This window comes from Rhizobium sp. PRIMUS64, from assembly GCF_023006465.1.
Classification (GTDB): Bacteria; Pseudomonadota; Alphaproteobacteria; order Rhizobiales; family Rhizobiaceae; genus Rhizobium; species Rhizobium leguminosarum.
The window spans coordinates 1-12825 of the sequence record NZ_JALBGX010000086.1 but is presented as its reverse complement, the minus strand read 5'-3'; the positions used below and the strand labels follow the sequence as shown (position 1 = coordinate 12825).

At 60.6% G+C, this 12825-nt stretch carries 10 protein-coding genes; 4 read left to right on the top strand and 6 right to left on the bottom strand.

Translation table 11 applies throughout. From position 1 onward, the window contains the following. Positions 1-59 precede the first annotated feature (59 nt). From MOV76_RS26775 to MOV76_RS26765, 3 genes are read left to right on the top strand one after another with little or no spacing between them, the layout of a single operon-like run. Complete coding sequence (locus MOV76_RS26775) at positions 60-482, top strand: hypothetical protein (RefSeq protein ID WP_309506519.1); 423 nt, start codon at positions 60-62, stop codon at positions 480-482. A gap of 32 nt (positions 483-514) precedes the next feature. Next, positions 515-1393: an MBL fold metallo-hydrolase gene (locus tag MOV76_RS26770; protein ID WP_247265653.1), complete on the top strand. Its 879-nt coding sequence runs from the start codon at positions 515-517 to the stop codon at positions 1391-1393. Continuing rightward, positions 1390-2160 (top strand): phosphotransferase enzyme family protein, encoded by a 771-nt coding sequence (locus MOV76_RS26765; RefSeq protein WP_112907194.1) that lies wholly within the window; start codon positions 1390-1392, stop codon positions 2158-2160. Before MOV76_RS26770 ends, MOV76_RS26765 begins: the two co-directional genes overlap by 4 nt. A 21-nt stretch (positions 2161-2181) precedes the next feature. On the opposite strand, the gene MOV76_RS26760 is transcribed toward MOV76_RS26765, so the two are convergent. Continuing rightward, a complete protein-coding gene (locus MOV76_RS26760) occupies positions 2182-3225 on the bottom strand; it encodes a magnesium and cobalt transport protein CorA (protein WP_130653599.1) in 1044 nt (347 codons plus the stop codon). Between the two features lie 162 nt (positions 3226-3387). Next, positions 3388-4098: a DUF4272 domain-containing protein gene (locus MOV76_RS26755; RefSeq protein ID WP_247265652.1), complete on the bottom strand. Its 711-nt coding sequence runs from the start codon at positions 4096-4098 to the stop codon at positions 3388-3390. 199 nt (positions 4099-4297) lie between these two features. On the opposite strand from MOV76_RS26755, the gene MOV76_RS26750 reads away from it, so the two are divergent. Further along, positions 4298-6181 (top strand): methyl-accepting chemotaxis protein, encoded by a 1884-nt coding sequence (locus MOV76_RS26750; RefSeq protein ID WP_247265651.1) that lies wholly within the window; start codon positions 4298-4300, stop codon positions 6179-6181. Positions 6182-6247: 66 nt separating this feature from the next. Here MOV76_RS26750 and MOV76_RS26745 read toward each other — a convergent pair whose 3' ends face one another. The 4 genes from MOV76_RS26745 to MOV76_RS26730 form a co-directional block, all read right to left on the bottom strand. Continuing rightward, positions 6248-7699 (bottom strand): NCS1 family nucleobase:cation symporter-1, encoded by a 1452-nt coding sequence (locus MOV76_RS26745; RefSeq protein ID WP_247265650.1) that lies wholly within the window; start codon positions 7697-7699, stop codon positions 6248-6250. A 152-nt stretch (positions 7700-7851) separates the two neighbouring features. Then, positions 7852-9021 carry an alpha/beta hydrolase gene (locus tag MOV76_RS26740; RefSeq protein WP_247265649.1) on the bottom strand — a complete coding sequence of 390 codons (1170 nt, stop codon included), beginning with the start codon at positions 9019-9021 and terminating at the stop codon, positions 7852-7854. 76 nt (positions 9022-9097) lie between these two features. Beyond that, a complete protein-coding gene (locus MOV76_RS26735; RefSeq protein ID WP_247265648.1) occupies positions 9098-12172 on the bottom strand; it encodes an efflux RND transporter permease subunit in 3075 nt (1024 codons plus the stop codon). Then, positions 12169-12825, bottom strand: a 657-nt coding sequence (locus MOV76_RS26730) for an efflux RND transporter periplasmic adaptor subunit (protein WP_247265647.1), incomplete at its 5' end; no start/stop codon positions are given. The genes MOV76_RS26735 and MOV76_RS26730, both read right to left, overlap by 4 nt.

The following is a 12825-nucleotide window of genomic DNA, read 5'->3' as shown; positions in this document are numbered from 1 at the left end:
CGCATTTCGGTAGTCTTCCCCTCCCCGGGAGGATGACCAATTTGGCCGCTGACGGCGCACTGCTTCGATCGACACTCCTCACCGCCGCCCTGTCGGCCTGCGCGCTGTGCCTAGCCTCCTGGAGCATCGAAACCGATCGCTCCACCGAGCACACGCATGGCCTGTTCGAAATCCGCGAGGAGGCCAGGCGCTTCATTTCGCACGAGAACGCCAAGGGGCATCAGCAATGGGACGTGCTGGAGCCCAACCTGAAGACGCTGGTTCCCCGCTGTGCGGTGCCGCTCGAAACACAGTGGACGCCGAAGAGCCTTGGCCGCTCGAAACTGAGCGTGATGGTGATATGCACGGTCGCGGTGCCGAACAGCGTGATGAGACGTTGGGATGTCCATGTTCCGGTAGAGCGCAAGCCAAGTCTGACGGGAAGCCCCGCCGCCCCGCACCGTTCAGCAGGCGCTCGAACGGGACTTGATGTATCCGAATGAATCACTGCGATTTGCAATAAAGGCGACCAGACGTGAATCCATCGATGGAATTGTGTTCATATCCCGAACTCGATGATCGAATCGTGATCGTCAGGGCGGGGGACGAAGTTGATGCCGTGTTCGTCCAGACCGAGAGGTTCAATGTCCTGATCGATACGCTCGGAACGCCCGAACTCTGCCTGATGGCGCTGGGCCTGCTCGAGGAACAGACGAAAGCTCGCCCGATGATCGTCATCAATTCGCACATGGATTGGGATCATTTCTGGGGGAATGCCGCCGTTGCGGGGCGCGCTCCGATTATCGCGCATGCCGCAGCGCTCGACCGTTTACGTGACCCTTCCGCACGCGAGGTCCTGAGGGACAAGGCAAGCCAGGATTCGAGGTTTCGGAACGTCGACCTCATCGGTCCCGACATTACGTTCTCCGGCTCGATGACCCTCAATGGCGGCGATCTGACGCTGGAACTCATTCATACGCCGGGTCACACGCCCGATCATATCGCCGTATGGATTCCCGAACTTCGCATCTGCCTGGCCGTCGACGCGGTGGAGCATCCCGTTCCCGAAGTCTGGAGCAAAAGTGCTGATGATCTCCGCCTTATCCGTTCCTCGCTCGAGCGAATACGTGACCTGGATGCAAAGCTGATCATCCCTGCGCACGGCCGGACGTACTCCCCTTCGATGGTGGATGCGAACCTCGCCTATTTCCAAGCCCTGGCCGATCGTATCGGCAGTTTGAGCGCGAGCCAGCTAGCCGATCCACAACTCGGCAGCTCGATCGGCCTGCGGCTTGAAGACTTCGTCCCCATCCCCGACGGAATGCCTTCCGACGTGGTGGCGTTCTACCGGAACTGCCATGAGACAAACCTTGGCGCGACGGTTCAGGCCCATATCGAAGAGACCGGAAAATGAAACTGTTGGAGGGCGGTCGAACCGGGCAGATCTGGCGTGATGGCGATACCGTGATCAGGCCTTCCGGCGCGTGGACGCCGACGGTGCACCGGTTTTTGCGCCATCTGAGGAGCAGAGGCTTTTCGGGAGCGCCGGATCCCATTGAAATAACGGGGAACCAGGAGGTCATCAGTTATGTCGCCGGGCGCGTCTGCGAAGATTTGAGCGACCAATTTGTCGGATCGGAGCCCATGCTGCTTTCCGCAGCCAGGCTTCTGCGCGACTTTCATTCGGCATCTCAAGGATTTCTGGAATCGGATCGCGAGGTCCAGACATGGATGTTGCCGCCACAGGAGCCGCGCGAGATCGTATGCCACGGAGATTATGCGCCCTACAATGTCGCCACGGCAGGTCAGGCGGCTGTCGGCATCATCGATTTCGACGCCGCCCATCCCGCGTCGCGCCTTTGGGATTTGGCCTACTCGGTTTACCGCTGGGCGCCCCTATCCGATCCCGCCAACCCACATGTGGCATTCAACCTCGACGAACAGCTGCGGCGAGCGGAACTCTTCTGTGAGGCATATGGGGCGACGGTGGACGAACGGCTCCAGCTCCCAGAGATGATCTGCAGGCGGCTTCAGGCGCTGGTCGATTTCATGCTGGCGAACGCCTCGGCTGGAGAGGCGACATTCGCGGAGGACGTCGCCACAGGAGATGCCCGGCTCTATCTAAGCGATATCGACTATATCAGAAGCCATCGGGATCGACTGCTCGAAGCTCTGTGCTGACGCCTTCGCCAGGCTTCATATCTAGAGCCACTTCCTCCGACGGAAGAAACTGAAGAGAAACAGGCACAAGAAGGCGATAACACCAAGCACGACGAAATAGCCATATTGGAATTTCAGTTCGGGCATATCGCTGAAATTCATCCCGTAGATACCGGCGATCGCGGTGGGAACGGCCAGGATCGCCGCCCATGCGGCGAGCTGGCGGGCGATCGCCGTCTGCTCCGTCTGGCCAATCATCACGCTGGCCTCGAAGGCAAAGGCGAGAACCTCGCGTAGCGCATCGATATCTTCCTGAACCCGGCGCACGTGATCCGTCACATCGCGAAACAGCGACTGGAGCGTCGGATCCATGCCGGGAAGATCGATGTGCTCGTATCGCCGACAGACGTCTACCAGCGGCACCACGGCATTGCGGAGCCGCAGCAGCTTGCGCCGCAACAGGTAAAGGCGCTCGATGTCAGACTTTGCCAGCTGTTCGCGCAGCACCAGATCCTCGAGCTTCTCGACCTCCTCCTGCACGACCTCGATCACCGGCATATAATTGTCGACGATGAAATCGAGGATGGAATAGAGAATATAATTCTCGCCGTGGGCAAGCGCTGTCGGCGTGGCCTCGCATCGCTGCCGCACCGCGAGATACGAGGACGAGTCCCCGTGGCGAACGGAGACGACATAACCGCGACCGACGAACAAATGCGTTTCGCCGAAGATGATTTCGTCATCCTTCATGTGGGCGGTCCGGGCGACGATGAACATCGCGTCCCCATAAATCTCCAGCTTCGGGCGCTGGTGGGGCTGCGCTGCATCCTCGATCGCCAGCGGATGGAGATTGAACTCGGCCTGGACCTGGTGCAGCAGCACTTCATCCGGCTCGTGCAGGCCGATCCAGACGATGGCATTCTCCCTGCTTCGCCATTCGCCGGCCTCTTCTATCCTGATGTCGCGAATGCGTTGCCCATGCTGGTAAACGGCAGCAGCCACGACGCCGGGCCGTTCATACGGAGGCGATGTGGAACCGCCACCTGATTGCGTGGAAATACTGTCCAGGTCCTTTAGCCGTTCCAAATCCTGCCGTCCTCCATTCCGCGCGGATCACAAATTCCGCGGCCAGCCCCTCCGCCAGTCAGGCGCTCAGCCGATCATAATGCTATTTCGTAAAACATGCATCATCCGCGTCGATGCGTGGTCTGACCAGGCGCCTTCGTCGTGGCCGGGCGCCGGGCGGCGTCATGTGTCCGTGGAAATATCGTCCCAATCCTGATCCATGTAGCCTGTCAGCCAGTTGAGGGCATAATGCCGTTCGTAAACCACGCCCTTGTCCAATCCGGCAGGTGGCTCCTCTCCCTTCAGCCGCGCGTTCACTGCGGCCCAATCGTAGCGGTAAATGAGATCGGCAGCGTCGAGCAGTTCTTTCTGCGGACGCAGCTTGGCACGACGCATCAGGCCGTCGGTTCCCAGTTCGCGAAGTGTGTTGGCAATGAATGGCACGTCGCAAATATGGTCGGGGCGTTCAAGATCGGATGTGATCCCGAGCGCCCATAACATGACGTGCACGCCCTCGTAGCGCCAGGCGAAGTTGGTCCGGTCCTGATCCGAGGGATCGGGATCGTCCATGAAGACCCGTTCTTTCGGGGTGAAAAAACTTGCGGCGTCGAACTGCCGGATGAGAGCCTGACCCGTTTCGTGGTCGCCGGTCTCGCCTTTCACGGCAACGATCGCAAGCGCAATCGTGCGCTGAACGACAGCCTTTGTATTTCGGCGTGTGCTCTCGCTCTCGGGCTCGATGGTCGGCAGATGATCGATGGTCGGCACGCCTTCCGACTGAAGCTGGGCGATAGACCGGGCTTTGCGTGCCCCCGCCTCGTCAGCGGGTTGCGAAACGGCTGCCTGCACCGGAAGAATCAATGCAAGAAGGGCGGAAAATATGCGCTTCATCATCTCTGGCTCCTGTCATCCGTGCCGCAGCATCGATAGGCATTTTGCTGCTTTAGCGGGAGCCGGAGCGCGAAGGCGGCAGCAGTTTTCCGGAAAACTGGTAAACGGCGTTTTTACATATGGAACAAATCGTTAAATTTTTTTGGATAAAAAAGTCCTTGGCCAATCCGATATGAAACCGGATGTTCGATGGGGGCTTTCAATGCGTCGTCCAAACATAAAATCGAGTTTGCTGTTGATTTTCAGCGGTATAGCTCTTCTTTTCGGGCTTGTCGCTTATCTCGCGGTCGACGGTCTTCGAAATACGAACGGCTCCACCGAAGAAATTGCGACCAACTGGCTGCCGAGCGTGCAGGCGTCGCAAGCGATCAATCTCGCCATGACGAATTTGCGCCTCGCCTATCGTGATCACATCATCGCGCAGTCGGATGCAGAAAAGAAGACGCGCGAAGAGGCCATTAAAGTCGCCGAGGATACAGTTGGCAAAGCGGTGGACGCCTATCTCCCGCTGGCTTCATCCGACCACGAGCGCGAACTGATCAAGACGATCAAGGAAAGCGTTGGTGGCTACATCGCCAGCAGCTCGCAACTGCTCGTCCTCTCCCGGGCCAACAAGACCGAGGAAGCCGGGCAATATCTGGGTGGAGAGATGCGCTCGCATTCGGATAAGCTCAAAGAAGCAACTGCGGCCCTGGTGGAACTGAACGTCAGCGGCAGCAACAAGGCGGCCGAACTCAGCAAGGAGACCTTCGCCTCGATAGAATTCGAGCTGTTTGCCGCGATCGGCTTTGCGGGATTGCTCGTTCTCGGCGCCGTCGTCTTCGTTCTGACGGGCATCGCCAATCCGATTACCGGCATAACCGCCTCGATGCGGCGGCTGGCCGAGGGAGACACCGGTTCAGAGATTCCGTTCGCCGACCGCGCCGACGAAATCGGATCGATGGCGGGAGCGGTGGAGATCTTCCGCCAGGCCGCGATCACCAACAAGCGGATGGCAATCGAAGCCCAGGAAAACCGCAACAAGGCGGAGGCCGATCGCATTGCCGCTCAGCAACAGGCGGAAGCCGACGCCTCGGAACGGCTGCGCATCGCTACCTCGGGTCTCGCCGCCGGTTTGAAGCGGCTGGCCGCAGGTGACCTCGCCTTCCAGATCAACGAGACCTTCGCGCCCGACTTCGAGGCGCTTCGCCATGACTTCAACCAGTCCGTCACCCAACTCGGCGCGACGCTGAGAGCAATTTCCGACAGCATCGGTACGATCGACGAAGGCACGCGGGAAATTTCTTCCGGGGCGAGCGATCTTGCAAAACGCACGGAGCAGCAGGCTGCCTCGCTCGAAGAGACGGCGGCCGCACTGGAGGAAATCACGGCCAACGTGTCGAACTCCAGCAAGCGAACCGAGGAGACGCGCACGGTGGCCACGGAGGCAAATCGCAGTGCCGGGGTCTCCGCGGAAGTCGTTTCCCACGCCGAAGAGGCGATGGAACGTATCGAGACGTCGTCGCAGCAGATTTCCAACATCATCAGCGTCATCGACGAAATTGCATTCCAGACCAACCTTCTCGCCCTCAATGCCGGCGTGGAAGCGGCGAGAGCCGGCGAGGCCGGCAAGGGCTTCGCCGTCGTCGCCCAGGAAGTGCGCGAACTCGCCCAGCGCTCGGCAAGTGCAGCCAAGGAAATCAAGGGCCTGATCCAGAACTCCTCGAAGGAGGTGGAAGGCGGGGTCAAGCTGGTGCGCGATACCGGCCAGGCCTTGAAGACCATCGGCGGCTTCATTACCCAGATCAATCACCATATGGATTCGATCGCCACCTCAGCGAAGGAGCAGTCCATCGGACTCAGCGAAGTCAACGTCGCGGTCAACCGGATGGACCAGACCACGCAACAGAACGCAACCATGGTGCAGCAGTCGACGGCGGCATCCGATTCGCTCGCCCAGGAAGCCCAGAAGCTTCGCGAGCTCATCGCCCAGTTCAAGCTCGACGATGTGGCCACTAGCCATTCCTCGGCCCTTCGCTCGACGGCGAGAACGATGGCGCAGCCCGCTGCTCGTTCAGCCGTGCATGCGGTTGCCGCTCGCCGTTGAAACAGGCGACAGCAGAAAACCAGATATGAAAAGGCGCCCGGCAATTGCCGGGCGCTTTTTTTTCGGTCATGACGCGAAGGCCGGATTGCGCCGCGCGCCCATTCTCAACACGAAATAGATCGCCCCGCCGATAGCGACGCCGAAGAACCAGCCGTAGGTTCCCCACCAGTCCGGCAGGATGGTGGTGAAGGTCGGCAGGATCGAGGAGAAGAGCACGCCAACCGCAAATGCGATGAAGGCATTGCCGTGCCATCCGCTCTGGAACCGGAACTCGCCATTCTCATGGTAGAGCGCTTCGACGTTCAGCTGGCTTCTCCGGATAAGATAGTAATCCACCATCATGATGCCGAAGATCGGCCCCATCGTCGATCCGATGAAATTGACGAAATGCGCCGCACCCGTCTCCCAGGGAGCAAACGGGTAAAGCACGAGAGCGATAAGGGCGGCGATATATCCCCCGCGTTTAAAGTTGATCTGGCGCGGGAAGACATTGGCGAAATCGAAGGCCGGCGACACGAAGTTCGCCACGACGTTGATGCCGAGCGTTGCGATCGCGAATGTCAGCGCGGCCAGCAGTGCCAGGAACCAGCTGTCGAATTTCGCCGATATTTGTTCCGGATGCAGCAGCACCTCTCCGTAGACCGTAAAGGCGGCGGTGGTCGTAACACCTGCGACGAGGCAGAACGCCAGAAGGTTGATCGGAAGCCCCCAGAGGTTGCCTTTCCTGAGAGCCTTTTCATTCGTTGCGTAGCGCGAGAAATCGCAGAAATTCAGGTAGAGAGCCGCGAAATAGGTGATCCATGTGGCGGCCACGGCGGCAAGCGCTGCAATCGAACCAGGCTCACCCGGCACGCCCGCATCCTTGGTCTTTTCGATCAGCACGTCGCGCGGGATTTCGGACCCGAAGGAGAAGGTGCCTGATTTGGCGACCAGATAGACTGCGAGCACCAGCATCATGATCCAGACGGCCGGACCGGCCCAATCCTGGAACTTGCGAACCGTTTCCATCCCGCGCTGAATGATCAGTAGCTGCAGCGCCCAGACGATGACGTAGCAGATGACCTCGAGGGTCGAGTGGCCGAGGAAGTGGCTGTTCTGGTGAAAGGCGAGCAGGTTGTCGTTGCGGATCAGCAAGGCAACGATGGCGCCGGATGCGGCGGCGGTCTGCGCCCCATACCAGAAGCAGGCGACCACCGCCCGGACCAGTGCCGGAACATTCGCCCCAAACGTGCCGAAGGAGGCGCGCGCCAGGACCGGAAAGGGTACGCCGGTGCGCACGCCGGCATTGCCGACCAGGCTCATCAGAACGAAGATGACCAGAGATCCGATGCCGATGGCGATGACGAAATTGACGAAGCTGCCGCACAGCAGGAACAGGCTCGCCGCCAGATAGTAACCCCAAAGGCTGTGGACGTCTGACGTCCAGACGTTAAAGATGCTGAATGCACCCCATTTACGCTCCTCGGCGGGTGCAAGATCCTCGTTGTATAACGAGGGAGACGGATTTCGTACGCTCATGAATGCCCTCCCCTATCCTTGAGGCCAAATCGACCACAGGCGGAAGTCTGCTCTTCATTTGTGCAGCTGACAATTTAATAGTCACATTGTACACATCTCTTGACGATGCCTCAGGATTAGCCATGTGCGCCTGCCTGAGACACCAGTTCTCATCATTGCGAGCCGACAACACGTCCGGCCAGCCGAAACGGACTTGCGACTGCGGCGCCGGCGGCATCGAAGACATAGGCGCCAACGTCGCCGGCGCTCGACCGTCTCCCGCTTTCGAAGGAGGCAAGCTGCGCGCCGAACTTGGCAAGCGATGCGTAGCGGTCGTGCCCCAGCCCGTCGGACGCGTGGATCGACGTAATGTCGATGACCCGAAGCCTTTCCTTCAAGGCAGCCTCCCTGATGACGGGATCGTCGATGTCGAGACGTCCGACGCGCGCCCGCTCTCCCGCTATGAAGCTCGAGGCCACCAGCGCCCGGTCGTCCTTCGAAACGAGAAGAGATATCGGGATCGGCATCCGCCCGATATCCTTCAGCTGGGACCGGAAAACATCGATGTCAATGTCAGGGGCGGCCAGGATCACCGCCAGTTTATCGATGACGTCGTCACGATGCTGCAGTTTGAGCTGGCGCACGGTCTCCATGACCAGGAATCCTCCCATGCTATGTCCGAAAAGGATGATGCGTTTCACCTTTCCTGAAGCCGAGAGCGAGGTGACAAGCGAGTCGAGGTCGCTGCGCGAGGACAGCGCCGCATCGCGGTCGGCGACATAGCCGGCGACGGCGGCGGCCGATGGCCAGGAAAACAGAATCGGAGAGCCCGGAATATTGGCGTCCGCGGCGATCTGCGCGGTGCGAAACAACGCCTCTTGATAACTATAATTGTAGCCATGGACGAAGATGCCGACGGTGCCATCGGACTGCGTGGAGCGGAGCGCCTCCTCTACGAATGCGTCCCTTGGAAGCTGCTTGCGCTGGATGACGACAAATTGGCGTTCGGGATCCGGCCTCGAGGTCGGATATGTGATCGCGGTGTCCTTCCGGTTGGGAGGGACCGAAAACGCATATTGCTCGTAGCTGAGATTGTCAGCCCAGGCGCTCCCGAACCCGCCGCGCGCGGTATCGGGGTTCCTGTTTGTCGCAGCGAGCACGTTTACACGGCTCGAGGCGGCTTCATCGGATTGAAGCGATGCATTGAGTTGAACTGGCATATGGACCGGGTTCAACACATCAGGCGACGGTCGTGTGGCGCAACCGGCAAGCATCGCCAGGCCGATCGCGACCAGCATCGTCTTGGCCCCCAACGGAAACTCATTCAACCGCTGGGCCGTCATCGAGTTCTCTCCTTGGAAGCCAGGACCTGCAGCGGCCGCCGCGACGGCCGCATGCGATGGACGTCGAAGCCCGTGCTCACGCCTCTGCCACGGCATCGGCCTGGACGACGCCTTCATCCCGCCGGATCCTGAACCACGCGACGTAGAGCGCAGGCAGGAACAGCAGGGTGAGCGCCGTTCCGACGACGATGCCGCCCATCATGGCGTAGGCCATCGGGCCCCAGAAGATCTCGCGCGAGATCGGGATCAGCGCCAGCGTGGCTGCCGCGGCCGTCAGCATGATCGGCCGCATGCGGTGTTCAGTGGCCTCGATGACGGCCTGCCAGGGCGCCATTCCTTCACTGCGCAGATGCTCGATCTGGACGACCAGAATGACGGAGTTGCGGATCAGGATGCCGATGAGCGCCAGCACGCCGAGGATCGCGACGAAGCCCATAGGAGCGTTGCTCAGCAAGAGCGCCGCGACCACGCCGATCAGCGCCGTCGGCGCGACGGCGAACACCAGGAAGAGGCGGCTGAAGCTTTGCAGCTGGATCATCAGGATCGTCGCCATCGCAAACAGCATCAGCGGAGCAACCGCTGCGATCGGCCCCTGAGCCTCGGCGCTGGATTCGACCGCGCCGCCCACTTCCACCTTGTATCCCACCGGAAGGTTTTTCTGGAACTCTTCCACCTTGGGCTTGAGCTGGTCGACGATCGTGGCCGGTTGCGTCGGACCGACGACGGCTGCCTTGACCGTTATGGTGGGTTGCCTGTCGCGACGCCAGATCGTCGGCTGCTCGAGCTCGTAGCGGAAATTCGCCACGGCGGAGAGAGGCACGACCTTGCCGTTGGAGGTGGAGAGCTGCAGATTCTCAAGCGTCTGGATGGAGTCGCGCTCGGATGCCCTGGCGCGGCCGATGACGTTGACCAGGTAGATGTCGTCTCGAACCTGGGTGGCTGTCGAGCCTTCGACGATGCCGTTGAGGGCGGTGGCGATGTCTTCGGAGGATACGCCGAGCTGGCGCGCCTTGTCCTGCAGGACATCGACCTTCACCACGCGGGACGGCTCGTTCCAGTCCAGGACCAGGTTTGCCAGAAGCGGGTGTGATCCCATGACGCCGGCAAACTGCTGCGAGAGATCGCGGACCTTTTGAATATCGGGGCCGGTGACCCGGTACTGGACCGGCTTGCCCACGGGCGGACCGATGTCGAGAAGCTTGACGAAGGCGTCGGTGCCGGGGAAGGTTTTCGTCAGATAGTCCTGCAGTTCCGCCCGCACCTTGTCGCGCACGTCCAGCCCTTTGGTGACGATGATCGTCTGTCCGAACGACACGTCGGGCGTCTGCACGTCAAAGGACAAGATGAAGCGTGGCGCACCCTGGCCGACATAGGTCGTCCAATGATCGATATCCTTGTTGTCGGCCAGCATCTCCTTTTCGAACCTGGCCATCTGCCTGTTGGTTTCGGCAATCGAGCTGTTGTGGGGGAGGTTCCAGTCGATGACGAGCTCGGTCCTGTCCGAGTTCGGGAAAAACTGCTGCTGCACCAGCCCCATGCCGCCAATGGAAAGCCCGAAGACGCCGACCGTGAGGATGATGGTGACCCAGCGCCAGCGCATCGCCAGCCCCAGAAGCCAGGAGAAGATGGAAGCGAAGCGGCCCTTCTTCTCGTGATGCGATTTCATCGTCTTCGGCAGGATTGTAACGCCGAGAAGCGGCGTGAACAGCACCGCCACGACCCAGGAAACGATCAGCGAAACCGCGATGACCACGAAAAGCGTGAAGGTGAATTCACCGGCAGCACTGTTGTTGAGACCAACCGGAATGAAGCCGGCAACGGTGACGAGCGTTCCGGTCAGCATCGGGAAGGCGGTCGATGTATAGACGTGGGTGGCGGCTTTCCTGAGATCGTCGCCCGCCTCCAGGCGGGCCACCATCATCTCAACGGCGATCATGGCGTCGTCGACAAGCAACCCGAGCGCGATGATGAGCGCGCCGAGCGAAATGCGCTGAAGCGAAATGCCGGAATATTCCATCACCACGAAGGTGATCGCCAGGACGAGAGGAATGGAGATCGCCACCACCATGCCGGCGCGAAGACCAAGGCTGATGAAGCTGATGATCAGGACGATGACGATCGCTTCGAACAGCGCGCGGGTAAATCCGGACACCGCTTCGTCGACAACGGCCGGCTGATCGGAAACGCGGTGAACGTCCACGCCGATCGGAAGGTCAGCGACGACACGCTTCATCTGCGCGTCGAGCCCCTCGCCGAACTCCAGAAGATTGGCGCCCTGCTTCATGCCGATGGCAAGCCCGATCGCCGGTTGGCCGTCGAAGCGAAACAGCGACGAGGGCGGATCCACGTAGCCGCGTTTGATCGTGGCGACGTCACTCAGCGGAAAGAAGCGGTCGTTTATTCGGAGATTGATCGATCTCAGGCTGTCCTCGGAGGTGAATTGTCCGCTGACCCGCAATGCGATGCGCTCCGGCCCGGCGTCAACGAAGCCGGATTGAGTGACGGCATTCTGCGCCTGCAGGGTCTGGATGACCGACTGCTGGTCGATCCCGAGCGCTGCGATCTGGCGTGTGGAGAATTCGAGATAGATCGCCTCGTCCTGAGCGCCGACCACATCGACCTTGCCAACGTTGGGCACGGTCAGAACCTTGGAACGGGCATCTTCCACGAGATCGCGAAGCTGGCGCTGGGTAAGCCCATCGCTGGTGAAGGCGTAGATGTTTCCGAAGACGTCGCCGAAGCGATCGTTGAAGAAAGGACCGACGACCCCCGTGGGAAAATCGCCCTTGATGTCGGCGATCATGTTGCGGATGCGCAGCCAGGTCGGCGCGACATCCTTTGCCTTGGTGGTCGGCAGCAGCTCGACGAAGACGGTCGTCTGGCCGGCAACGGTCTCGCTCTTCGTGTAGTCGAGCGATTCCAGTTCCTGGAGCTTTTTCTCGATTCTGTCGGTCACCTGCCGCGTCACCTCATCGGCGGAGGCGCCGGGCCACTGCGCGGTGATCACCATCGTCTTGATCGTGAAGTTCGGATCTTCCTCGCGGCCGAGTTTCACGTAGGAGAAGGCGCCTGCGAGAATGAAGACGATCATGAAGTACCAGACGAGCGAACGGTGTTCGAGCGCCCAGTCGGAAAGATTGAAGGACTTCACTGGTTGATCTCCTGGTCGATCCTGATGGCCTGGCCATCTTCAAGTTTATGCACGCCTGCCACGACTACCCTTTCTCCGGGGACGAGCCCTTCTGTGACGCGAACGGTGCCGCCGTCTTCGACATCGCCGTCGATCTTCACGCGGCGGAGCGATACCTTCCTGGCGGGAGCATCGACGATCCAGACGCTCGGGCCGTCGCTGCCGGCAAGGATTGCCGAGGAAGGCAGCACGATCTCAGGATCTGCAGCGATGGTTGCAGAAGCGGTGACGACCGAGCCGAGTCTGAAGGCCTCGGGCGGATCAGCGAGCGCGATCTTGGTTCTGCTCGTGCGGGTAGCGGTCTCCGCCTCCGGGGCGATCTCTCGCACGACGCCCGACGTGCGGATCGTCGGGGCGAGCTGCAGCGTCACTTCGAAGGGCGCGCCGATTTTCAGTTTCTGGGCGGCGGCCTGGGGCACGTCGACCACAGCGTCACGCTTGTCCGGCCGGGCGATGGTCACGACCGTTTGGCCGGCCGACACCACCTGGCCGACCTCGGCCGAGGTCGCCGTCACAACGCCATCGAATTCTGCCCGAAGCTGCGCATAGCCGAGCTGCTCCCTGGCCTTGTCGAGATTGGCCTGCGCCTTGGCGACGGCGGCTGCGGCGGTTCG

Excerpts from the sequence above, each read along its gene's own strand:
- MOV76_RS26765 (WP_112907194.1), top strand. The coding sequence starts at position 1,390 with ATGAAACTGTTGGAGGGCGGTCGAACCGGGCAGATCTGGCGTGATGGC.
- MOV76_RS26750 (WP_247265651.1), top strand. The coding sequence starts at position 4,298 with ATGCGTCGTCCAAACATAAAATCGAGTTTGCTGTTGATTTTCAGCGGT.
- MOV76_RS26755 (WP_247265652.1), bottom strand. The coding sequence starts at position 4,098 with ATGATGAAGCGCATATTTTCCGCCCTTCTTGCATTGATTCTTCCGGTG.
- MOV76_RS26745 (WP_247265650.1), bottom strand. The coding sequence starts at position 7,699 with ATGAGCGTACGAAATCCGTCTCCCTCGTTATACAACGAGGATCTTGCA.
- MOV76_RS26740 (WP_247265649.1), bottom strand. The coding sequence starts at position 9,021 with ATGACGGCCCAGCGGTTGAATGAGTTTCCGTTGGGGGCCAAGACGATG.